This window comes from Hyphomonas sp. L-53-1-40 (assembly GCF_000682775.1).
Lineage (GTDB): Bacteria > Pseudomonadota > Alphaproteobacteria > Caulobacterales > Hyphomonadaceae > Hyphomonas.
On sequence record NZ_AWFI01000001.1, the window covers coordinates 204,813 to 228,268 of the forward strand.

Here is a 23,456-nt window from a genome sequence, read left to right on the forward strand (position 1 = left end):
GGTCCCCAATGGATGAAATCGAAGAGGTCTATGGGGCTGGGTCTGATCAACCAACGCCTGCCCCGCAAGCCGGACTAAAAGCCAATTTTTCTGCTTGGCACCATCCGGTAAAACAGTTGATTCGAGACCAGCAATGGGCGGCTCTAACTGAAAAGCTCTTACTCAAGGATCGAAGTGAAACAGAACAAAAGGCTCTCAACTACTTCACGCTTCCTGGAGCTGATCTGCTCGATGTTCGCACACTGAGTCTTAGACTAAAAAGTCTTGGCACGGTTATAGAGTATTTTGGCTTTGATATAGGGCAGTCTAGGACAGCTGATGGTGACGGAATGCCTAGTTACCTTCTGGCAGAATCAGAGCTGAGGCAAGCCGGTCACGTAAGTGACAATTCAGAGGTGCTGGGAGACGCCCTTGAAGACATTGCATCGGTAACTTCACAAGCAGCAAATCGGCTTAGACAAAAGCCTGTATTTGACGTGATCAATATCGATGGGTGCAATCATTTGAGTTTTGTTCAGTCCAAGCGAGACAAGTCGGTTTTCGACGCAGTCACAACGCTTCTAGCGCACCAGATGCTGTCAAAAAAAACTTGGCTACTCTTCCTAACAACACGGGTCGATCCCGAGTTAATGGGCGCACCAGGCGTAACATTGCAGAAGGCTATTCTGGAAAATGTTGAAGCTCACGGCATTTCGTTTTCGGGCCCTGTCGCACAAATGTTGTCGGGCACACCCGAGAATATTGGCAGCCTGCTAACAAACGGATGGAACACCCCAGGAGCTCCTCTTCTACGTCTTGTCAGTGTGGGTTTGGGCAAGCACATTCTGCAATTCTACCACGCCCAACACAACCACCCAGCCAAAGTGGAACTAGCCAGCGCATACGCGTACTGCGTCCACGGAAACACTCCGGACATGCTGTCGTTGGCATTCAGAGTAACACCGTCCGGTGTCAGAATTCAAAGTCCGACAGCGAAACCAGTTAGTGTGATTGAGCCACTTGAGTTGAATTCGGCAATCCCGATTGTGACGCGCGCTCAAAATTTGTGGGATATTGATGCGGCAATAAAAGCCGACCCTGAACTCGAAGCGAAATGTATTAGCGGTTCCGAAAATTTACTTCGCGCTGCAAATTTTGACATCGAAGTCTGGAGAGACTGGGTTGCAGGGCACCCCGAACGTCCAATTCCCAAAGAACGAATGATTAGCGCGACCAAAATTGGGCAAAAGACGTAGGATTACTCTGCTGCAATTTTTGCTGATGCGTCGGAAACATCTTCAGGTGATATCGACTGGAAGATTCTTAACGCTATGGCTTTGGCAAGCGGAGGTGGGACCGCCTCGCTGACTTGGGAAAACTGAGCGGACATAGTTCCCTTCAGAACGAATTCATCGGGAAAACCTTGTAGTCGCATGGCTTCAAAAACACTCAGCCTTCGATTGCAGCGGGGGTGCACGTGAACCTCTCGGTGCCCATAGGAAACTGTGTAACTTGGCTTATCCCACGCTAAGCTCTTAAAGCTTCGCCCCGTTGATCGCCCTGGTTTTAGCTGGTTATTAAAAAATTTGGACGATCTGGGGGTCATACACCAGTGGTTTGGGTGTTCGGGATATGTATCCGCCTTCTTCGCGTCTTCGAAATATACCGGCTCCTTTAAATTACCGATCGCATCTCTTACCGTGCACAAATCTTCAGTGACCGGCGGGATTATCCATTCGCGCGCCAACCGACTTCGGTTCAGGGCAACTAATATCAGGCGCCGTCGATTTTGAGCGACCCCATAATTCTTAGCATTGTAAATGTGTTTGGAGACTCGGAAGCCAGCTCGCTCAAGCCGATTTATTTCAGTTTGAAGCAACTTTCCCTCTTCGGCAGAGGCAACTTCGGGAACATTCTCCATCACGATGAAATCGAGCTCTGATCGTGATCGATGTATCTTCAATGCCAAACTGAAGAAGACCCTCACCATCGCTCGCCTTGGGTCGTCTTCGGTCTTCGATGAATTGCCCCGACTGAAGCTCTGACACGGTGGACCTCCAATCACGCCTTTTGGAACGAATTCGCGGCCAAAGTCTGAATCAAGATCGGCGAATTTGATTCGGCCAACATCTCGAACGAAACCCGAATTTGTCGCCCGGTTGTAGTTGTACGACTCGATGGCGGGGGCTCGCAGGTCATAGGCCAGCCCCACCTCGAAGCCGGCTTGCTCAAATCCCAGATCCAAGCCTCCACAGCCACAAAACAGGCTGAGAACCAAGGGCTTAGCCCGTTTCAAATCCTTGCGATCCTTACTCATAAAGTTCCCCGAAATAATTCGCATCAACGAAAGTCGCCTGGAAATTTTGATCGATAAATTTCTCCGCACTCAAGAAGCCCTAAGGCGTAACGTCAGATAAGCAAAGAGGTAGGCACAATGCCTTTGAAGGGATTGTTAGACCAGTAGTTCGGCAGGGCCATAGCATCCAAAAATAAAGTGGGGCACTTTCGCTTTTTGTTCATGGCGAAACATGGGGGCATACGAGTGCCCCGCACGGCCTTAACTCATTGATCTGGTTCGGTTTCGTCAGTCTCCCCCGAACCACCATTTGCGGTTCCCCGAATTGTCGTGTTGCGCAGCATTCTGTCGCACTAACGTACTTTCTTGGCGTAATTTTCCCATTCCTAGGTTGACGGCCCACCTCTTGGCTCGCCAAAGTATGGCGACGTATTGCAAAGGGGAAGACCGGGGGAAAGTCGGTAATTCATCTTTGAAATCAATCGCCTGACCGGGCGCGTGGTTAACGGAACAGTTCTCGGGGAACTGGTGCCGGGACGGCGTATCTTGTCTGGACATTTTCACAGGGGAGGGGCTGGAACCCGCGCCTTCCCAAAACTGACGGCTGGCCCGAAGGCCGGCTCAACACTGGTGCCTGGGCCTGCTGTCAGGCGGGCCCGGACAAGGCAAAGGACTGTAGAATGCTGCCGTTTTCCACCTCTCATCACGCGCTTAGAAAATGGTATCCTGGTCTGATCGCCCTGGTGTGTGCGGTCCTGCTTGCGGCCTGCGGTGGCGGAGGAGGAAGTGGCGGGTCCGATCCGGCGCCGGCGCCGCCACCTGCGCCACCCGCTCCGAGCGGTATCAGTTTCGAACTGGAGGGCACTGCGACAAAGGGCGTGATACTGGGCGGCACGGTTCGCGTGCTGGATGCGAATGACGCGTCCGTCGAGATTGCGACCGGCACGACCACGACATTCGACGGCAGTTTTGACCTGTCGGTTCTCGGCTCCACCGGCTTCGGGGGCCAGGTCGTGAAAATCGTGGTGACCGGCGGCAGTGGTGCCGTCATGGTCTGTGACGCGCCTTCGGGTTGTTACGATGTGGATTTTGGCGAGACATTCGAAATCAGCGACGAGTTCGAACTCTCTGCAATCATTGAAACGCCCACTGACGGAGGCAGTGCGACGGTTCACGTCAACGCCATTACCACGTTGGCCGCAGAGCTTATGGAATACAATGCCAACGGTGATGTACTGGACCGGACAGACATTGTCGCCGCGAACAGCCAGGTGGCCGACCTGTTCGGTCTCGAGAGCGAAGACCTGACCAGCCTGCCGGGGGTCGATGTGACGGCGGCGGAACCCGGCAATGATCTGCCCGCAGATATCTTGCGGGCCGCCTATGTCAATGCCGGCTTCCTCGGCGCGCTGCTGGAAGGGTCGGGCCCCTTGGACCAGCGTATGGACGCGCTGATCCAGGACTTCACCGAGAATGGCGGCCAGATGATCATGAACGAGGCTGAGGACAATCCGGCTGTCCTCAGCATGGAAGATGTTTTCGTGAGCGCAGTGGAAACCACGGAACGCTTCCCGCGTGAAGGAGAAGCGTTCTCCGAAGCAAACGAGAAATTGGAAGCAGATTATCTTGCCATCGTGGCCACGGCCGCCGGTACGCGATCTTCCGACCTTCCTGAGCGTCCCGTTCTGAAAGTGTCGACGACGGAAATGTCGTTCAGGGGCGTTCGGGGTCGAACCATCGAGGGGGCTGAGATTCACATCGCGGGCGAGGGTATTCCGTGGAAGATCAAACAGGTGGCCCCGTGGCTGACCTTCAGCAGGACGGAAGGAACAGGCCATGCCACCGTCAGGGTCACGCCCCTTACCGATATGGCAGAGGCAGGCCAGAATGAGGGCATCTTCATCGTCTATGATACCAAGGCCCCCAAGCAACACATTGTCGATGTCTCCTTTGCGATGGGAAATGAACTGATCGTGTCGGTGCTTGACGGGCCTGATCTTGAGGCCGTGCAAGGATCAACGGAGGCCCTGACACGGCGAGTGAGTGTTGAAGGCCTGGACGTATCCTGGAAGGCCGAGCCGCTGCAGGATTGGGTCAGCGTGACACCGTCCAGCGCAAGCCAGCCTGACTTCGCCACGATCACTATGAGCCCGACAGATCTGGCGCCCGGCAAGTACAGGGCGGATGTAAAGTTCGTGGACACCAATTTCGACCAGTCCTTCACGGTCGGACTCGATGTGTATATTGAGCCCCGCCGAATCCTGGTCGAAGAAACGGGCGTGAGCTTTTCGCACTTTCCTGCCAAATCCATATTGGATCGGGAGATCACCGTCTCCGAAAATTCGGGTGATCCGCTGGACTGGACAGCGACCGACAATGCGGCTTGGCTAACTGTCACACCCTCCGGCCAGACCCTAGGTGTGCTGACTCTTCAGGCGGACCCTACCGGCCTTGCCGCCGGTGTGGTGCATATGGCTCAGGTCGAGGTTAGGACGGACAACACTTTCGTGCAAAATACTGAACATGTCGAGGTCTCCCTCTGGATTGGGGTAGAGGACCCTGAAGCTCGGATCGAGGTCACAAATAATGCAATTGGTGCCAGGAATATTGTTGCAGATCCTGTGAGACCATACTTTTACGCTAATACGACGGACCGCGATTACATAGTTGATAAGAACGTGGACATTTTCAATGTCTATACCGGAGAGCTCGTGGAAACGATTGAGAATGTGTCACCTAAGAATGGTGTCATGACCATCAGTCCTGACGGCTCATTCCTGTATGTCTTCGACGAGACGAATAACAACATCGTTCCAGTAGACCTGTCCACATACGAGGTCCAGGAAGGGTGGAGTACTGAGTACTTCGATTCAATGGTGGTCAGGCGAGTAAATGGAAAGGAAATTCTTTTTACCGGTTCGGGGCTGGCGTACGATCTCGCGAATAGAGAGCAGTTGGATGTGGACTTTGGCCTGTACACCTACAACAACAGAAACTCGGTTGATGTCAGCAGAAACGGTGAGAAGCTATGCCTCTTGGACGAGGGCTTGAGCCCGTTTTCGCTGTACTGTTTCAGCCTGACATATCGCCATCGGGATGGCGGGACACTTCACTCCCTTTATCATGGGGACGTTGATCATGGTGTGGGATCTGGTGGGGCGGACACCGCATTGTCACTTGACGGTACCGTAGCCTACACCGCTTCCGGGTCCCCCTATCAGTTCAATGTGTTCGACACGACGACGTTGAAACAGGTCCAGACGCTCGCGGGCAATCCGTATCCTACTGCGGCTGAGGTCGACGTGAATGGCATCTTCTATGGTGGGTTTCGTATTACCAGAGACCAGGGAGATGTGTGGGCATATGACCGCGAAGGAAGCTTGATAAAAAAATATTCGGTCGGGAAGTCTTCGGACCAGTTGCGACAGAGGCAATTGATTATTTCGGGAGACGGCAGCAGGATCATCGGTGCGATATCCGATTACTTTGATCCGGTAGACGGCTACACGGCGATTCTGGCGGCCGAGTAGGGGATTAAAATTCGCGAGAATGACTGGCCGCACAAGATGCCGCGCTCTATCATGTTCATCCATGAGGCGATCAGTTTTCCTTGCATTCGTACTGGCGGGCCTGGCCTTTGCGCCCTTGGCGGTGGCTGATGAGGCAGCGGCGGAGGCGGCCTTTGTGCGTGGGGAGTATGATACTGCCCTCACGGAACTGTCGGATAGCAAAACTGCAGATGCGCTGGCCTTTCGCGCGCGGGCGCTGTTGGCAGAGGCGATGTCAGGGCCGGCTGACCCACCGGAGGATGTGCTGCACCGGGCATTGGATGACGCCAATGTCGCCCTCATCATGGACCCGGCCCATGCCGAGGGGCGCTTGCAGCGGGCGATTGCGTTGTCGCTGATCCTGAGACCGATGAGCACGCGTGAGGCGCGCAAGACAGGCTGGGCGGAAGAGGCGCGAGACCTCGCGCGGGGTGTGCTGGACGACGAGCCCGGCAATGTCTATGCGCACGGTTTCCTGTCGGTCTGGAATCTGGAAGTCGTCAATCGTGGCGGTCGGATCGGGGCGATGATCATGGGGGCGGGGGTCTCTGACGGACGCGACCATTATGAGGCTGCGATAGCCGCTGCGCCGGATGATGCGTCGGTTCACTGGCAATGGGCGCGGGCGCTGGCGGCACTAAACGCGCGCAAGTATCATGACGAGGTTGTGGCCGCGCTGGACGCAGCGCTTGCCGCAGCCGTCGATTCCGAGCTGGAGCGCGTCATGCAGGCGCGCGCCGCCATGTTGAAAGCCGAGATGCTGAGAGATGACCGCCGCGCTCAGGAGATCGCGGCGGGTATGCTCTAGGGCGCTATTCCGCTGCAACGGCTTCGGCGTGGGCCTCTTGTTCAGAGAGGAAGCGCTCGGCTTCGAGCGCCGCCATGCAGCCCATGCCAGCAGCCGTGACAGCCTGGCGATAGGTCTCGTCTGTGACATCGCCCGCTGCGAATACGCCGGGGATTTCCGTCGCGGTCGAGTCTGGCGCCGTGATCAGATAGCCATTGTCCTTCATCTCCAGCTTGCCCTTGAACAGCTCGGTCGATGGAGCGTGGCCGATGGCAATAAAGACACCGTGGACGGGCAGGTCTGTGGTCTCGCCAGTCTCGACATTCTTGATGCGCGCGCCGGTAACGCCAGCCGGGTCGCCGCCGCCGAGGACTTCGTCGAGCACGCTGTTCCAGATGACTTCGACCTTCGGGTTCTTGAACAGGCGGTCCTGCAGGATTTTCTCCGCACGGAAGCCTTCGCGGCGGTGCACGACCGTGACCTTGGACGCAAAATTGGTGAGGAACAGGGCCTCTTCAACGGCCGTATTGCCGCCGCCGACGACGAGCACTTCCTTGCCGCGATAGAAGAAGCCGTCACAGGTGGCACAAGCGGAGACGCCGAAGCCCTTGTATTTCTCTTCGCTGGGGATGCCGAGCCATTTGGCCTGTGCGCCCGTGGAGATGACAACGGAATCCGCCGTGTAAGTGGTGCCGCTCTCGCCGACGGCCTTGAACGGGCGCGAGGAGAAGTCGACTTCGGCGATATGATCATTGATCACGTTTGCGCCCATGGCTTCGGCGTGTTCCTGCATCTTCACCATCAGTTCCGGGCCCTGGATCTCGGTGAAGCCGGGATAGTTCTCGACCTCGGTCGTGATGGTCAGCTGGCCACCGGGCTGCATGCCGGTCACCACGGTCACATCGCGCATGGCGCGCGCGCCATAGACGGCGGCAGTCCAGCCAGCGGGGCCAGAGCCGATGATCAGGATTTCGGTGTGTTTCGTGTCAGCCATTGCGAAGGATCCGCCATCTGTTCTTGTCATGTCGGCCCGGCATATGGGGCCTGCGGAATGAGCCTTAAAGTGCTGCGGGCATCATATCAATGTGAACACTGCCCGGCGGGGCCCAAAGCCCCGTTATTGCCGTCGCAGACGACTTCCACCGTGGCATGGGAGACATCGAACCGGTCAGCGAGGCGGGCCTTTACCGCGCGGCGCAGCTGGTCAGGATCGGCGCCAGGGGCGGCGGTGACTTCCAGCGTGATCAGGGGCTTGGATTCGGTCAGGGCCCAGGCATGGAAATGGGCCACGCTCGCGATGCCGTCGATCTCGGCCAGCAGGTCGGCCTGTATGTCTTCGGGATCGAGCCCGGCAGGCGTGCCTTCCAGAAGGATATGGCCGGACTTGCGGGCAATGCGCACCCCAGCGACGAGGACCAACAGGGCCACCAGCGCTGACAGGATGGGGTCGGCGGCCATCCAGCCGGTGGTCATGATGATGATCGCCGCGCCAATGGCCGCGATCGAGCCGAGCAGGTCGCCCGCGACATGCCAGAGCGCCCCTTGCAGGTTCAGGTCTTCCTTGCTGCCACCATGCAGGATGGCAAAGGCAAGAATGTTGACGAGCAGGCCGCCCACTGCGACGGCCATCAGCACGCCGCCCATTACATCAACCGGGTCTAGCAAGCGATGGACCGCTTCCCACATGATCCAGCAGGCCAGGGCGACCAGAAGGATGCCATTGGTAAAGGCGGCGAGAATCTTCATCCGCGCAAAACCGTAGGAGCGCTGCGGGTCGGCCGGGCGTTCGGCCAGCTTGTACCCCACCCAGGCGAGGGCCAGCGAGCCGGCATCGGTCAGCATGTGCGCGGCATCGGCCAGCAGGGCCAGCGAGCCGGAGATCAGGCCGCCCGCCACTTCGGCAAACATGAAGGCGGCTGTCAGCAACCCGGCTATGGCGACGCGGCGACGCGAGTCGGCGCTGGTCATGTCGGCATGATGCTCATGGCTGTGGCCATGTGCGTGATCATGTTCGTGATGGTGAGAATGGGAGTGATCGCTCATATCGGCTGTACTGGCGGGTCTGGGGGAAGGGGTCAATCGGCCTGTGATAGCGTTGCGTTCGTGACGCTATAGCATCAGCATCGGGCAGGCCGTCATTCCGGCAGGTCACTGGCGGGCATGCGCGCTTCGCGGCGGGTGCGGAACCGGCCTTCAAAGGCGACGACCAGGCAAGCCGTGATGATCACAACCGCGCCGACCCAGAGCTGCCAGCCCGGCATCTCATCGAAGAAAATCAGGCCGAGCAGGGCGGACCAGACCAGCGAAGTGTATTCCAGAGGGGCCAGCCGCTGCGCCGGGGCGCGGGCATAGGCCAGCGTTGCCAGATACCAGACCCCATAGCCGAGCAGGCCAAGCAGCGCGAAGATCGGCAGGTCGGTCCAGTCCGGCGCGCCGAACAAGCCGAACGTGACCGGCAGCATGGCCAGCGCGGGCACGATATTGGTGAACAGCGCAATCGTGGTGGCGTCCTCGATCAGCGCGCGCATGCGCAACAGGACGAGCACAAACGCGTAGCCGATGGTTGAGCTGAACAGCGCGATCAGGCCCAGCGTCTGGTTGTCCGCGCCTTCGCCCGCGCCGGACTGGCCAGAGAGGGCAAAGGCGACGCCCGCAAAGCCCAGCAGGGTGGCGCCCGCGGCAACAGGGCTGATCTTCTCCCCCAGCAGGAGGCGCGCGACCGGCGCAACCAGCAGCGCCGCCGTGAAGCCGAGCGTCGTGGCCACGGCCAGAGGCAGCTGGGTGAGGGCATAGAAGAAGGTGACCGCGCAGAACAGTTGCAGCAGGCCGCGCAATGTGTGGAACCGGATTGCCGCCCAGCCGGGCACAGGCTTGCGCTGGGCCAGGAAGACCGCAAAGGCGATCACCGTGCCGAACAGGAAACGCCAGGCCACCAGATGCTGCAGCCCCGCATCGGGCGCAACGCCCTTCACCAGCGCGTCGACGCCCGTGCCGACAAGGATGGCAAAGGCGGCGATCAGCATGGGGGCGGAGAGGAGGCGGGCGGTCATTGGCCGCGGACCGTAGACCAGCGGTGCGCGACCGGAAACGGATTATTTCGCCACCATATTTTCGAGACGGTCTGTGTGGCCCTTGGGGCAGGTATGGTATGGAGCGCGAAAGAGGTGGCCGTGACACAGTGAGCCGCCCGCGAAGGGGAGACGACGAGATGACTGCACCACGCTTGCGCCAATTGGTGATTGCGGCCGAGACGCTGGAGACGGCCGACCGGCTGGGCGAGTTGCTGGGTCTGGGAGCGCCCTTTATTGATCCGGGCGTGAAGGAGTTCGGTCTTGAAAACCGCGTTTATGCGATTGGCGACCAGTTCCTGGAAGTGGTCGTGCCGATGACGGACAGCGCGCCCGCGCGCCGCTTCATCGACCGGGGCGGGGAGGGCGGCTATATGGCGATCTTCCAGACGGATGACCTTGAGGGTCTGCGCACACGCGTGGACGGTATGGGCATTCGCCGGGTCTGGAATATTGACCTGCCGGATATTTCAGCCAGCCATCTGCACCCGGCCGATATTGGCGGGGCGATTGTGTCGGTCGACGAGGCGCGTCCGGCAGGCAGCTGGCGCTGGGGCGGGCCGGACTGGCGCGAGCGCGCCGTGGCCGGACGGTTGACCGCGCTGGCCGTGGAGTCGCCTGAGCCCGAAGCGCTGGCCACGCGTTGGGCCCTGGCATTGGGCCAGACGGTGGACCGTGACAGCATCTTCCTGGCCGATGGCGTGATACAGTTCCGCAAGGGCGAGACGGAACGGGTGGCCGCCTTTGGCATCCAGACGCCCGATTATGCCGCCGTTCTGGAACGCGCCGGCAAGATGGGGCTGGACGTTGACTGGCGCGAAGTGAAGTTTGCCGGGGTGGGGCTCAGCCTTGTGGGGTGAACCTTTCTTGGGACGCTGAGCTAAAATTCCAGCACCCGTATCTCCGGCGCATGCCGGAGTCCCGTGCGGGTGGCTTGGGAGAGAGGTCCCGGATCAGGTCCGGGGATGCGGGTTATGGTCGAATTGATCCGTCTCAGGACGTATCGGGATTTTCCCGCACGGCGGCTTCATGCAGCTCTGTCAGCGTCGCCTGTTCGGCCTGTGTCACCGGCAAGCGTTTGAAGGCGGGCGGCAAGGCGCGGGCGATGACCGGGCGCGGGCCGGCCAGAAGGCGGCGCATCGCCTCAACATAGCGGGGCAGGTTTTCCAGTGCATGTTCCAGCGCCAGCAGGCGGCGGACCTGCCGCGTCGCGGGCAGGATATCGTCCGGTTCAGCCGGATATTCGGACAGGTCTATGGGCGCATCCGCATCGAGGAGGCGAATGCGCGGCCCGGTGCGAAAGCGTTTGGGCGGCGGCGTTCGAGGCGTTTTGCCGGGCAGGGCTTCACAGAGGCGGAAGTGCGGGGTGGGGAAAAGCGCGCGTTTCGGCGCGGCCTTGCCGGGCGCGGCATGCGGGGTTGGATCTGTCTGCGGAGGGGCGGCCAGCGCGCCAAGGTCTGCCGCCATCAAGAGGATCAGGCGGCGCAGCAGTGGCTCGGCATGGGCCAGGAACCGCGTCAGCTGGCGCAACTGCCAGCGCGCCAGGAAGGGCAGGCAAGGCAGGCGGCCCAGCCCCAGCGCGCGGCGCATGTCGCCGGCCAGCCACTCAAGGCTGAACCGGGCCGCATGAAACAGAAGGTCCGCAGGCGTGGTCATGCAGGACAGCATGAGGGGGTGGGCTGTCAGACGGATTGGGGGAGCCATGTCCCCCACCCAGCAGCGGGCGGGCGCTTGCGCCGGGCAGCTTGACCATGGTCAATTCCGGGAGGCGTGGCCCTGATAGGGCTGCGGCGTAGACTCATCACGGCCTGATAGCGAGGAGTCCCGGATGACCGCCCTCTTCGGGCCGGTCTCAGCCAGCAATCCGCTGTTCATCCTGGCGGTCTGGGCACCGGCGATCAGCGCGGTGGTGCTGGTGCTGGCGGCCCGTGCCGTGTCGTTAGACGTTTGACCTGGCGCATCCGGGTCCCGTAGTCTGCGGGCTGACACAGGATATGGGGACGACTCGAAATGACGATCAGATTTATGGCAGCGCTTGGCGTTGCTGCCGCGCTCGCCGGCATGGCCGCAGCGCAAGGTGCGCTTGGGATTTTTGGCGAAACGGAAGAGGTTGAACTGGAAGGCCTGAATGTTCGTCCGGGGCTTTACGATGTGACGATCACGCAAACCCAGTCCGGATATGCGAATGGTGAGCGGATCGAGCGGCCCCCACAAACCCAGTCCGGGCAGATGTGCATTCGTCCAGAGGGTGATCTCTTGCGGGCGGAGGATTTCAATAGACCTGGCTGTGAAGTCGACACGCGCAGCGTGGAAGTCACTGGCGTGTATTTCAGCATGAGCTGCAACTTGGGCGGACAGGAGATGGGGGGCCGGTGGAGAATCGGGGTTGGCCACCCGACGAAAATAAGCCTGGAGCGGGACTATTTCGTCCTGCCCGACGGGCGCATGGCGTCGTCAACATTTTTCGTCGCCGGCAGTCTGCATAGCCAGGAGGATGAAGTCTCAGCGACCCTGGAGGTTGAGCAGCTATTCAAGTATGCGGGCGAGTGCCCGGCATAGCGATGGATGCGGGGGGGAGCATTATGCGTCATCCCCGGTGCACCTCGTTGCTTCGTGTCGTGTCGCGGTCGGTCGCCGTCAGTCGCCCTTCCGTTCCGGGAGGTTGTCGTGGCGCGTCGAGGCGAGGTCTTCGAGTTCGGACTCGCTCATCGAATCGTACATGTCTTTCGAGGCGCCTTGCAGGTCGCTGACTTTCGTCTCGCCGCGCTTGGCGGACAGGGCCGCGCCGGCAGCCTTCTGCTGGGCTTCGGACTTGGCAGGCATAAGAGGCTCCTTCTCGCTTAAGGTTTGCGGAAGGAACGGGGGAGCGGGGGATGGGTTCCGGAACTCGCCTCCGCCGCATCTCCGGGCTTGACCCGCCGCGGGAGACCCCGGATCAAGTCCGGGGACGCGGCGTGTGGGAAGTTGTCAAGCGATGGCGGGTCGTGACCCGCCCTACAGATTACACATCCACCTCGGCTTCCAGCGCGAACTCTTCAATGAACTCGCGCCTTGGTTCCACGACGTCGCCCATCAGTTTGGTGAACATTTCGTCGGCTTCTTCCATATGGTCGACCTTGACCTGAAGGAGGGTGCGAGCGTTGGAGTCGAGCGTGGTTTCCCAGAGTTGGTCGGCGTTCATCTCGCCGAGGCCCTTATAGCGCTGGATCTTGATGCCGTCGCGGCCGGAGTCGAGTACGGCCTGGAACAGGGCGCATGGTCCGTGGACGGTAATGTCTCCGCCTTTTTCGCGGCGCAGGACGAGCGGCTCTTCGTACAGGTCTTTCAGCGTCGCCGCGCGCTCGGCCAGGCGGATCGCGTCCTGGCTGGCCAGCAGGGGCGCAGGCAGGATGGCATTCTCTTCAACGCCGCGCACGGTGCGCTGCAGGACCAGCGCGCCTTCGGCAAACCGGCCAGCCCAATTGTCTTCGCCTTCTTCCGCAAAGCGGTTGAGGCGTTCGGCGGTCTTCTCGGCTTCGGCGCGCCCGCCATGGCAGCCTGTTCCAGAAGGTCAGCCGGGGCGCGCAGGGCGAGCCGGGCAAGATTTGCCTTGAAGTTTGAAGCCGCGCGCACGCGGTCGCGCAGGTCTTCGCCCGCAATCTGGGTGCCGTCCGGCAGGATCAGCGCTTCGCCGCTCGTGCCTTCGTCGATCAGGTAGGAATCCAGCTCGGCATCATCCTTGAGATAGCGTTCCGAACGGCCGCGCGTCACCTTGTAGAGCGGTGGCTGGGCGATGTAGAGATAGCCCTTCTCGATCAGCTCCGGCATCTGACGATAGAAGAAGGTCAGCAGCAGGGTGCGGATGTGCGCGCCGTCGACATCAGCATCGGTCATGATGATGATCTTGTGATAGCGCAGTTTCTCGATGTTGAACTCATCCCGGCCAATGCCCGCGCCGAGCGCCATGATCAGCGTACCGACCTGATCAGATGACAGCATCTTGTCAAAGCGGGCGCGTTCCACGTTCAGGATCTTGCCGCGCAGTGGCAGGATGGCCTGGTTGTCACGCGACCGGCCCTGCTTGGCAGAGCCACCAGCAGAATCACCCTCGACGATGAAAAGTTCGGATTTCGCCGGGTCTTTTTCCTGACAGTCGGCCAGCTTGCCGGGCAGGGAGGTGATGTCGAGCGCAGACTTGCGGCGGGTCAGCTCGCGCGCCTTGCGGGCTGCTTCGCGCGCAGCGGCTGCCTCTACGATCTTCATCATGATTTCCTGAGCTTCCTTCGGATGCTCCTCGAACCATTCTGCCAGTTTCTCGCCCATCAGGCTCTCGACGACCGGGCGGACCTCGGAGGAGACCAGCTTGTCTTTCGTCTGCGAGCTGAATTTCGGGTCCGGCACTTTCACGCTGAGCACGCAGGTCAGGCCCTCGCGCGCATCATCGCCGGAAATCTCGACCTTGGACTTCTTGGCGATGCCGGTTTCGTTGGCGTATTTGTTGATCAGGCGGGTCAGCGCGCCGCGGAAGCCGGCAAGGTGGGTGCCGCCATCGCGCTGGGGGATGTTGTTGGTGAAGCAGAGCACGTTCTCGTGGTAGCTGTCATTCCATTCCATCGCGACCTCGACCGTGATGCCGTCCTTCTCGCCAATGGCGTAGACGGGTTCGGGGATCAGCTTGGACTTGGTCTTGTCGAGATGCTCGACGAAGGCCTTCACGCCACCCTCATACATCAGGTCGATTTCGTAAGGCTCTGCGTCGCGCTCGTCGCGGAAGATGATATGGACGCCGCTGTTCAGGAAGGCCAGCTCGCGCAGGCGGTGTTCCAGCGTCTTGCGGTCGTAATCGGTCATCGTGAACGTGCTGGCAGAGGCCAGGAAGCGCACCGCCGTGCCGGTATAGGGCTTGCCCTTGTCGGTCATCGGGGAGGGGCCACGCGTGACCAGCGGGGCCTCGACGCGGCCACCTTCGACAAAGCGCACCCAGTGTTCATTGCCTTCGCGGTGGATGGTCAGTTCCAGCCAGTCCGACAGGGCGTTCACAACCGACACGCCGACGCCGTGCAGGCCGCCGGAAACCTTGTAGGAGTTCTGGTCGAATTTCCCGCCCGCATGCAGCTGGGTCATGATGACTTCCGCTGCTGAGGCGCCCTCTGTGGGGTGCATGCCAACGGGGATGCCGCGGCCATTATCGGTGATTTCAGCCGAGCCGTCGGGGAAGAGGGTGACCGTGACGCGGTCTGCATGGCCAGCAAGCGCTTCATCGATGGCGTTGTCCACGACCTCGTAGATCATGTGGTGCAGGCCCGAACCGTCATCGGTGTCACCGATATACATGCCGGGGCGTTTGCGGACCGCTTCGAGGCCCTTCAGGACCTTGATCGAACCAGCGCCATATTCCGGATTTTCAGCTTGCGTGCTTTCGGCCATTTAGGCGTCCTCATCGATTCGTAAATTCACCTTTGTTTATAGGCGATTGGCGCCAAAAAGGGAAACCCTAAGCTGCGTTTCCGGGGTGGTATTTGGGGGGCAGAAAACTCTTTTTTATCAATGCGATACAGGCCTTGGCAAATGCGGCTCGCCGTGCTCCGTCCCGATCCGTCCGAAAGGGGGGCGTCAGCCAAGGTTTGCGGGCGTCGGCATGGGGAGAAAATCAGGCAGACGGGCCAGGATCTGAGGGTTTCCTGACACCGTGATTCCGGGCCGTTTGAGCCAGTCAGGCAGGCGGGCGCCATTGTAGACAAGCTCTGCAATATCCTCTGTTGAGGCTGTCACCTCGACATCCGGGTCGGGGATCGTGCCACGCGCTGCACTAATGGCCTGCCGGGCGATGATGACATGACAGGGCTCGCCCTCCAGCGTCAGGGCAATACGGGCCGTGACGCCTTTCGCCAGGGACGGGTTGAACATGGTCGCGAAGGACATCATCAGGGAGTTCACGCTCATCGGCCCCGGCCCCTTGAAGGGGGAGCGTACCGCCCAGCGGCCAAGCGTCTGGAAGACGGGTTCCAGTTCCCGGCCCCACTCTGTCAGGTCATAGACCTGAAACGCGGCGGGGCGCGGCAATTGTCTGCGGACGACGATACCGAGGCGCTCCAGTTCTTCCAGCCGCTGGGTCAGCACATTGGCGCTGATCCCGTGCAGGTCGCGCTTGATGTCGGAGAACCGTTTCGGGCCGAGCATGAGTTCCCGCGCGACCAGCAAGGCCCAGCGTTCTCCGATCAGGTCCATGGCGTGCGCGGCGGCGCAGCCATCATTGTATTGCTTGTTCTTCTCGAGGGGGCGCGGAGTCATGATGGCCATTAGATGGTGAGTTGCCTCGACTTTCAACAGGTAGTTATTTTTAATAACATTGTAGTTGTAAATAATAACCAATTGTGCGACATGGGTTTGGTCGAACACAGGAGAGATGTGACATGTCATTTGCACAAATCATGGTGGCGGCCGTGCCCACCGCAAAGAAGGAAGCCTATCTGGCGCATGCCAAACAGATGCTGCCACTGTTCAGGAAGCATGGGGCACTGGCCGTTGCAGAGAACTGGGGAGTTGAGGTTCCAGATGGCGAGGTCACGTCTTTCCCCATGGCTGTCAAATGTAAGTCTGACGAGACCGTCGTCGTTTCCTGGATCATCTGGCCGGACAAAGCCACTCAGGATCAAGCCTGGGAAGACATGATGCCGGAAATGCAGAAGATGGGCGACATGCCGTTTGACGGCAAGCGCATGATCTTCGGCACTTTCGACATGGTCCTTGAGGGCTAGTCCTGCCTAGTCGTCGAAGACCGGCTTGCGCTTTTGCATGAAGGCGGCGGCGGCCTCGGCGAAGTCCGGGGATTTGAGTTGTTCGGCGAAGGCCTTGCCTTCGGCTTCCATACGGTCCTTCACGGCGTCGCGATTCATGCGGATCAGCGCCTTGGAGCGGCGAATGGCGGTGGGCGCGGCGGCAGCCACCTGCTCGGCACAGGCGAGCGCAGCGGCCATCAGGCCCGCATCTGGCACGACGCGAGAGACAAGGCCGCACTCTAGCGCTTCCTGCGCTGTCAGGATGCGACCCGCCAGCAGGATCTCATTGGCCATGGAATTGCCCACAGACAGCGGCAGGAGCAGCGAGGAGCCGGCCTCCGGCACGAGGCCTAGGGCGGTGAAAGGCGCGCGGAAGTTGGCGCTCTCGGCCGCATAGGCGATGTCACAGTGCAGCAGCATGGTCAGGCCAACGCCCACGGCGGGGCCGTTGACGGCAGCGATCAGCGGCGTCTCGGCGTCGCGGATACCATTCAGGAAGCGTGTAACCGGCGGTTCGCCAGAGGAGCGCTCGGAATCGGAGGCAAAGTCGGTCAGGTCGTTGCCCGCGGTGAACATGTCGCCTTCGCCGGTGATGATGATGGCGCGGATGGCCTTGTCATCATTGGCAGCGTTGATGGCATCGGCCAGCGCGCCATACATGGCCTGGGTGAGCGCATTCTTGCGCTCGGGCCGGTTGATGGTGAGCGTCAGGACGCGATTTTCGAGGCTCTGGGTGATGTGGTCAGTCATGGGGCGCTCCGCTTCGGGTTTCCTGCAGGGGTGTGCGGGGTCCGGGGCGGAGCGTCAATCTCTGACCGTGCGGGAGTGTCAGTCCCGGGGCTTTTTCGGGCCCTTCTTGAAGGGTTTCTTGCCACCCTGCGGCTTGGGACGCTTATAGGTCTTGTCGCCGCCGGTGGGTTTGCCCTTGCCATGCGCGTGCGGCTTGTCCTTGCGGGGCTTGCCGGCGGGGCGGTCGTCCTGGATGTAATCCGTCAGCGGGTCGAAGGCCTTTTCCGGCGCCGCGGCGGCGGGCTTTGGCTTCTTGTTCAGGTGCGGTTTGCGCGGCGGCTTGCCGGGCGTGCGTTCGCGGGAGGGGGCATAATCCTGGCGCGGCGGCTGGGCAGGCGGCGGGCCATCCAGCGCAAAGGCGCGCAGGCCCTTTTCCAGCATGCCGTCATTGCCGATCACTTCGAACAGGCGTTTGGCGGCGTCGGGCTTCAGCTCGACATGCGTGTCGGCCGGGTTGATGCGGATCGCGCCGATATCGTCACGGCCAAGGCCCCCGGCCTTGCACAGCATGGGCAACAGCCAGCGCGGCTCGGCGTTTTTCTTGCGACCGACATTGATGCCGATCCATGTTGCGTCGTCAAAGCCCTTGCGGTCCTGACGCTCGCGCTTTTCGCGGGGCGGACGGTCGTCGCGGTCACGCCGGTCTCCACGTTCCTTACGGTCGCGGGCAGGGGGGCGATCATCGACATCGCGCAGGTCTTCTGGCGCGGTGCGGCCCGCGCGGTGACGGCGCACGAAGGCGGCGGCAACCTGTTCGGCGCCATATGTGTCGATCAGCGTACGGGCGAGTTCGGCCTCATTGGCGCTGGAATCTTCGGTAAAGATCGGGTCGGCCATCAGGCGGGCATCATCGAGCGCGTTGATTTCGTCCGCAGACGGCGGTTTGCCCCAGCTGGCTTCGATCTTGGCATCACGCAGCAGGCGCTCGACGCGGCGGCGGGCACGCGGGGCGACCAGCAGGGCGCTGACGCCCTTGCGGCCAGCCCGGCCGGTGCGGCCTGAGCGGTGGAGCAGGGTGGCCGGATCGCGCGGCAGGTCTGCATGGATAACGAGGCCGAGGTTCTGCAGGTCCAGGCCGCGGGCGGCGACGTCAGTGGCGATACAGACGCGGGCGCGGCCATCGCGCAGGGCCTGGAGCGCGTTGCCGCGTTCCTTCTGGCTCAGTTCACCCGAAAGGGCGACAACCGGGAAGCCGCGATTGCCCATGCGGCTGATCAGCTTGTTGACGGCGGCGCGCGTCGTGCAGAACACGATGGCGGTCTCACTGTCGGAATGGCGGACAATATTGACGATGGCGTTCTCTTCATCGCCGGGGGCGACGAGCAGGGCGCGGTATTCAATATCGACATGTTGTTGCTGTTCGGCGGCCGTGGTGATGCGCATGGCATCTTTCTGGTAGCGCGCAGCAAGGGCGGCGATGCCCTTGGGCACGGTGGCTGAGAACATCAGCGTGCGGCGGGTATCCGGCGTCCCTTCGAGAATATGTTCGAGTTCCTCGCGGAAGCCCATGTCGAGCATTTCGTCGGCCTCGTCCAGCACGACAACGCGGACGTTCGAGGCATCCAGCGAGCCGCGACGGATATGGTCTGACAGGCGGCCGGGTGTGCCGACCACGATGTGCGCGCCACGGGCGAGCGTGCGGCGCTCCTCGCGCATGTCCATGCCGCCGACACAGGTGGCCATGCGGGCGCCGGACTTGGTGTAGAGCCATTCCAGTTCGCGGGCGACCTGTTGGGCGAGTTCGCGGGTTGGCGCGACGATGACGGCCAGTGGTGTGTCGGATTTGTCGAAGCGTTCTGCCCCGGCCAGCAGATCCCCGGCCATGGCGAGACCGAAGGCGACGGTCTTGCCGGAGCCGGTCTGGGCGGAGACGAGGAGGTCCTTGCCGTCGAGTTCTGCTTCAATGACAGAGGACTGGACGGGGGTGAGCGTCTCGTAGCCACGCTGTGCGAGGGCCTCGGCGAGCGCCGATGGGATAGAAGGGGTATCGGTCATTTGGTAGGGCTTTCTGGGGCGCTGGCGCAGCTTTCGTGCGCGGCGCGGGAAGATTTTGCCCCGTATGGCACGTTTTTGCAGTCTGCGCCATAAACAGCGCGCAGGCGAGGGGTTAACCGTATGGCGGCCTGCGTAAGCCATTCCGCCCGAGCGATTTGCAAGGCGGTGGAAAGGCCATTTTAAGGGTCCTGCGGTAAGGGGTATCCATTGACCGTCTCAAATGGGCACCCGGACCATGAATATCTCTTCCAATGTCATCCCTTTCAGCCCGTCGGCCCTCGCACGCCAGCCGCAGGGCGGGGCGCAGCAGGCGACTGATGCGCCGACCCCATCCGGGCCAGCGGAGGGCGCCAAAGGCCCCGGCGGCGCAGGCGGTCCTCCTCCGGGTGGGCCACCTCCAGGGGGTGACGCGGACTCATCGACGGCAGACTCAGAGTCGCTTTTCCTGTCGCTGTTCACGACGGAGTCCACCGAAACAAGTGAGACCTCGACCGAGAGCAGCATTGTGCAGACCTTGTACGCACAAATGCAGGACGCTCTGGGCGCCGTCTAATAGTCTTCAGAACCAGATAGACTGTCCCTCTAGCCCGTCACGTCGAGCTGTTCGAGGCCGCGGAAGAAGGGCAGGGCACGCCAGACCAAGTCTTGCGGGGGCAGGGACAGGTCTGGATAGCGCGCGAACAGCTTTTCGAAGACGCGCCGGGCCTCCATGCGGGCGAGCGGCGCGCCGATGCAGATGTGGGGTCCACCGCCGAAGGCAACATGGCTGGCGCGTTTCTGCGTGATGTCGAAGCGTTCCGAGCTCTCGAACATGGTCTCGTCGCGATTGGCCGAGGCCAGCGAGCAGAAGACGACCTGACGCGCTTTCATCGGACAGCCGGCAACCGTCCTGTCGGCCTCAACGATCCGGGATGTGGCCGAGACGGGGGCCTCGAAGCGCAGGACTTCCTCCACCGCCTGTCCGGCAAGGGCAGGATTGGATTTCAGTACGGCGAGTTGCTCGGGATGGCTCAGGAACAACCAGACGCCATTTCCGATCAGGTCGGTCGTGGTGAGATTGCCGCCGACCAGAAGCGCGCCCAGATTGATGCGAATTTCATCATCCGACAGCGGAGCATCACCGCTGGCCTGCAGCTGGACCATATCGGTGATGAGATCATCGCCCGGCACTTTGCGGCGGGCTTCCATCAATTCGGTAAAATAGGCATCCAGCGCGTGACTGCCTTGTTCCATCCGGGCGGTTTCTTCAGGTGTCCGCACAGGGTTCAGGCTGAGGATTACGTCCTCTGACCATTGCCGGAAATCGGGAAGGCGGTCTTCATCCACGCCGAGGATGCGCGCGATGACAAGGACCGGAATCGGCACGGCAATCTCTGACATCAGGTCGAAAGTGCCGGACGCGGGCGCGGCGTTGATCGTGTCGTCGATGATAGCCTCGATCTGGGGCTTCATCTTCTGGATGCGCGTGTAGAACGCCTTGGCCAGTGGGGGCCGCACGCGGGCATGGTCGGGATCGTCAAGGAAGAGGATGGAGGTGCGGCGGGGCTGGTCCTCGTCCTCGACCAGCTGGCGTGAGATGGAGCCTTCCTCGGCATTCAGGGGATGGCGGACAAAGCTGCGATCATTCACCGTTTCGCGAATGTCGGCATAGCGCGTCAGAAACCAGGTCTTGGCCATCTCGTCACGCAGTACGGGGCAATTATGGCGCAGGGCCTCCAGTGGCGGGTGAGGGTCGTTGCGTGCGTCGGGTGAGAAAGCGGTCACTTCCAGCACGGATTGCGGCACGCGCGGTGTGCCCGGATCATCGGCCATGTTTTCCTCCCTGTCCGGTCTTTGCGCCGGATCATATGAAGGAAGCCTAGCATGGATTTGCGCTGAAATCGTGGGTGACCCTGCGGGAAGGCGTTGAGGGCCAAGAGGCTCGGATGTCTATTTTCCCCTTGAATGTCGTAGGGAGAGCGCAGGCTAAATGATTCTGTAACCCCTTGTCGCTTGCCTTGACGCGCAACTGCGCCAACTTCAGTGACGGCCTTACGGAGCTTGTAATGACTCAACTCGTCAGCGATCACATCCTGGAAGATACCGGCGCGGATATGCCGGTACACGCCAGCGCATATCCCATGCTGGAAACCGACTTCGAGCTTTGGAATCCCAATTCCTGGACGCGGGGCCACCCTCATGACCTGTATGCGCGAATGCGCAGCGAGGCGCCGGTCATGTGGTCGAAAATGGGCCGGGGCGGCAGCGGTTTCTGGTCGGTTACGAGATATGAAGACATCAAGACAGTCGAGTTGAACCCGGCAATCTTTTCGTCCGAGCGGGGCGGTATCAATATGGCCGTGCCACCGCGTGAGCATTGGCGGCCCGAAGTCCTGATCCGCGCGGCGATGGACAATCTGATTTCGATGGACGAGCCGCGCCACATGCAGATGCGGATCCAGCAGAAGGACTTCTTCATTCCGGCTTATGTCAAAGAGCTGCGTGAGAAGGTCAGCGTGAAAGTCGAGTCGCTGCTTGACGATCTGGAGGCGAACGGACCTGAACTGGATTTTGTCAAATTCTTCTCCAACCAGTTGCCGCTCTATACGCTGTGCGAAATGCTGGGCGTGGACGAGGAAGACCGCCAGAAAATCGTCTACTGGATGCACTATCTGGAAATGGCCAGCCAGTTCATGACCAACCCGTTCCGGACCTTCCTCAGCGAACCGCTGTTTCCGCTGCGGTTCAAGAAAGTGGTCGAGGAGATGTTTGCCTATGGTGCGAGTGTCATGGCCGACCGCCGGGCCAATCCGCGCCATGACCTGTTGACCGTGATCGCGCATTCAAAGCTGGATGATGAGCAATTGCCGCAGGAATACCTGGACGGCTCCTGGTTGCTGATTATCTTCGCCGGCAATGACACGACGCGGAACTCGCTGTCGGGTACGATCAAGCTGATGACCGAGTGGCCGGACCAGCGCGCAATGGTGCTGGATGACCCGTCTCTCATTCCGCGCATGTCGGAAGAGGCCTTGCGCATGGTTTCGCCGGTGAAGCATATGCGCCGCACCGCGCTGGAAGAGACAGACCTCAACGGCCAGATCATCGCCAAGGATGAGAAGGTCGTCATGTGGTATGGGGCAGGCAATCGCGACCCGGACGTATTTCCGGACCCGGACAGGTTCGACATGATGCGTGACAATGTCGACAAGCATATCGCCTTTGGGCACGGCATTCACAAATGCCTCGGTTCGCGCGTGGCACAGATGCAGCTGCGCGTTGCCTATGAGCAGATCTTCCAGCGTTTCCCGAACATCGAATTCACCGGCGACATCAAATACGGGCCGAACGCGCTCGTCCATGCGATCTCGAAGCTGAAAGTGAATCTCTACGGCAAGGGCAATTCGCGGCCGACACAGGTTCAGGTGAAAGCGATGGAGTCGGCTTAGGCCACCTGCGCCTTGAAGGCTTTGTGTTCCGGTTCGATCAGGCCGAGTTTCCAATAGGAGCTGATATAAGTCAGGTCCTTTCGGGTCGGCTGCTGTTTGCGGAAATAGGTGCGTAGCGCGCCTGCGAGGGCGAATTCACCGGCAACGAACACGCTGGGCTCACCGCTGTGCCAGTCTGTATTCTGCACGGCATGGATCAGCGCGTCGCTCGGAGCATGTGGGTCAGCTTTGATGATCCAGTGCATGCGGATACCCGTTGGTGTGCGGATAGGTTGCCGGTCCTCGTCGCTGGGGATTTCGAAGAAAGCGTCACCGATGGCATCCGAGGGGAGCGCTTCAAGCTCTACCGCAGCGGCGGGGATGGAGGAAAGGTCCGCAACAAAGAGGTGCCAATTCGCCCCCTCAGTGGAAAATTTCAATGCGCCGGGGCGGGAGACCAGAATGCGGTCGCCGCTCTTGGCCAGCCTGGCCCAGGGGCCTGCAATGCCTTCATCGCCATGCACGACAAAATCCACGTCGAACTCATTTTCAGCTGGTCGGACATGGCGCAGCGTGTAGGTGCGCATGGCGCGCTTGGCGGTCTGCAAGTCCAATGGTGGCGGGCCGACTTCTCCGGGTGCCGGGGCGAGGATTTTCAGATAGCCCCCCGGCGCGCCGGGCGAGAAGTCAGTCGCGAACTCGGATTGGAAGGTGAGGCGGACCATGTGCGGGGTCAATTGCGCGCGGCGCAGGACAATGGCTTCGGCGAAATTCGGTGTGGACATGAGTGGCATACCTGTATTGAGAATTATTCTCATTATCAGATAAC

General features: G+C 60.7%; 20 protein-coding genes and 1 pseudogene. 9 read left to right on the forward strand and 12 right to left on the reverse strand.

Annotation, left to right across the window (positions count from 1 at the left end):
- Positions 1-8 precede the first annotated feature (8 nt).
- Positions 9-1,235 (forward strand): hypothetical protein, encoded by a 1,227-nt coding sequence (locus tag L53_RS00975; RefSeq protein WP_051607422.1) that lies wholly within the window; start codon positions 9-11, stop codon positions 1,233-1,235.
- Positions 1,236-1,237: 2 nt separating this feature from the next.
- Here L53_RS00975 and L53_RS00980 read toward each other — a convergent pair whose 3' ends face one another.
- Positions 1,238-2,296: a DNA cytosine methyltransferase gene (locus L53_RS00980; RefSeq protein WP_084333047.1), complete on the reverse strand. Its 1,059-nt coding sequence runs from the start codon at positions 2,294-2,296 to the stop codon at positions 1,238-1,240.
- 659 nt (positions 2,297-2,955) lie between these two features.
- Between L53_RS00980 and L53_RS00985 the strand changes: the two genes are divergently transcribed.
- Positions 2,956-5,805, forward strand: coding sequence for a hypothetical protein (locus tag L53_RS00985; protein ID WP_034810726.1), 2,850 nt, complete (start codon positions 2,956-2,958; stop codon positions 5,803-5,805).
- A 61-nt stretch (positions 5,806-5,866) separates the two neighbouring features.
- Entirely contained in the window at positions 5,867-6,631 is a 765-nt protein-coding gene (locus L53_RS00990) for a hypothetical protein (RefSeq protein WP_034810729.1), read from the forward strand.
- A 4-nt stretch (positions 6,632-6,635) separates the two neighbouring features.
- Here the strand turns inward: L53_RS00990 and trxB are convergent, their stop codons facing one another.
- The 3 genes from trxB to L53_RS01005 form a co-directional block, all read right to left on the reverse strand.
- Positions 6,636-7,604 (reverse strand): thioredoxin-disulfide reductase, encoded by a 969-nt coding sequence (gene trxB / locus L53_RS00995; RefSeq protein ID WP_034810732.1) that lies wholly within the window; start codon positions 7,602-7,604, stop codon positions 6,636-6,638.
- Positions 7,605-7,690: 86 nt separating this feature from the next.
- Entirely contained in the window at positions 7,691-8,653 is a 963-nt protein-coding gene (locus L53_RS01000) for a cation diffusion facilitator family transporter (RefSeq protein ID WP_034810734.1), read from the reverse strand.
- Positions 8,654-8,745: 92 nt separating this feature from the next.
- The gene (locus L53_RS01005) at positions 8,746-9,660 is read right to left on the reverse strand and encodes a DMT family transporter (RefSeq protein WP_034810736.1); all 915 of its coding nucleotides are present in this window, start codon (positions 9,658-9,660) and stop codon (positions 8,746-8,748) included.
- A 158-nt stretch (positions 9,661-9,818) separates the two neighbouring features.
- Between L53_RS01005 and L53_RS01010 the strand changes: the two genes are divergently transcribed.
- Positions 9,819-10,538: a VOC family protein gene (locus L53_RS01010; RefSeq protein WP_034810739.1), complete on the forward strand. Its 720-nt coding sequence runs from the start codon at positions 9,819-9,821 to the stop codon at positions 10,536-10,538.
- Between the two features lie 133 nt (positions 10,539-10,671).
- On the opposite strand, the gene L53_RS01015 is transcribed toward L53_RS01010, so the two are convergent.
- Positions 10,672-11,382: a hypothetical protein gene (locus L53_RS01015; protein WP_156947772.1), complete on the reverse strand. Its 711-nt coding sequence runs from the start codon at positions 11,380-11,382 to the stop codon at positions 10,672-10,674.
- Between the two features lie 124 nt (positions 11,383-11,506).
- On the opposite strand from L53_RS01015, the gene L53_RS17480 reads away from it, so the two are divergent.
- Complete coding sequence (locus tag L53_RS17480; protein ID WP_255341984.1) at positions 11,507-11,629, forward strand: hypothetical protein; 123 nt, start codon at positions 11,507-11,509, stop codon at positions 11,627-11,629.
- Between the two features lie 59 nt (positions 11,630-11,688).
- The gene (locus L53_RS01020) at positions 11,689-12,237 is read left to right on the forward strand and encodes a DUF3617 family protein (protein WP_034810744.1); all 549 of its coding nucleotides are present in this window, start codon (positions 11,689-11,691) and stop codon (positions 12,235-12,237) included.
- Between the two features lie 78 nt (positions 12,238-12,315).
- On the opposite strand, the gene L53_RS01025 is transcribed toward L53_RS01020, so the two are convergent.
- From L53_RS01025 to L53_RS01040, 3 genes and pseudogenes are all read right to left on the reverse strand, one after another.
- Positions 12,316-12,501 carry a DUF3008 family protein gene (locus L53_RS01025; protein ID WP_034810745.1) on the reverse strand — a complete coding sequence of 62 codons (186 nt, stop codon included), beginning with the start codon at positions 12,499-12,501 and terminating at the stop codon, positions 12,316-12,318.
- Between the two features lie 178 nt (positions 12,502-12,679).
- A pseudogene (gyrB, locus tag L53_RS16065) lies at positions 12,680-15,084 on the reverse strand (DNA topoisomerase (ATP-hydrolyzing) subunit B).
- A gap of 186 nt (positions 15,085-15,270) precedes the next feature.
- Complete coding sequence (locus L53_RS01040) at positions 15,271-15,957, reverse strand: helix-turn-helix domain-containing protein (RefSeq protein ID WP_051607423.1); 687 nt, start codon at positions 15,955-15,957, stop codon at positions 15,271-15,273.
- Positions 15,958-16,070: 113 nt separating this feature from the next.
- Here L53_RS01040 and L53_RS01045 point away from each other — a divergent pair, with 113 nt between their 5' ends.
- Positions 16,071-16,415, forward strand: a complete 345-nt coding sequence (locus L53_RS01045) for a DUF1428 domain-containing protein (protein ID WP_034810748.1) — start codon at positions 16,071-16,073, stop codon at positions 16,413-16,415.
- Between the two features lie 6 nt (positions 16,416-16,421).
- Here the strand turns inward: L53_RS01045 and L53_RS01050 are convergent, their stop codons facing one another.
- Both L53_RS01050 and L53_RS01055 read right to left on the reverse strand, forming a co-directional pair.
- On the reverse strand, positions 16,422-17,186 hold the full coding sequence (locus L53_RS01050; protein WP_034810750.1) for an enoyl-CoA hydratase: 765 nt from the start codon (positions 17,184-17,186) through the stop codon (positions 16,422-16,424).
- 78 nt (positions 17,187-17,264) lie between these two features.
- Entirely contained in the window at positions 17,265-19,220 is a 1,956-nt protein-coding gene (locus tag L53_RS01055) for a DEAD/DEAH box helicase (protein WP_084332948.1), read from the reverse strand.
- Positions 19,221-19,455: 235 nt separating this feature from the next.
- Between L53_RS01055 and L53_RS01060 the strand changes: the two genes are divergently transcribed.
- Positions 19,456-19,773 carry a hypothetical protein gene (locus L53_RS01060; RefSeq protein WP_156947773.1) on the forward strand — a complete coding sequence of 106 codons (318 nt, stop codon included), beginning with the start codon at positions 19,456-19,458 and terminating at the stop codon, positions 19,771-19,773.
- Between the two features lie 29 nt (positions 19,774-19,802).
- Here L53_RS01060 and L53_RS01065 read toward each other — a convergent pair whose 3' ends face one another.
- A complete protein-coding gene (locus tag L53_RS01065; RefSeq protein WP_034810756.1) occupies positions 19,803-21,032 on the reverse strand; it encodes a cytochrome P450 in 1,230 nt (409 codons plus the stop codon).
- Positions 21,033-21,265: 233 nt separating this feature from the next.
- Here L53_RS01065 and L53_RS01070 point away from each other — a divergent pair, with 233 nt between their 5' ends.
- Positions 21,266-22,648: a cytochrome P450 gene (locus L53_RS01070; RefSeq protein ID WP_034811799.1), complete on the forward strand. Its 1,383-nt coding sequence runs from the start codon at positions 21,266-21,268 to the stop codon at positions 22,646-22,648.
- On the opposite strand, the gene L53_RS01075 is transcribed toward L53_RS01070, so the two are convergent.
- Positions 22,645-23,412: a siderophore-interacting protein gene (locus tag L53_RS01075; protein WP_034811801.1), complete on the reverse strand. Its 768-nt coding sequence runs from the start codon at positions 23,410-23,412 to the stop codon at positions 22,645-22,647. The two genes, L53_RS01070 and L53_RS01075, sit on opposite strands and share 4 nt — an antisense overlap.
- Positions 23,413-23,456 lie beyond the last annotated feature (44 nt).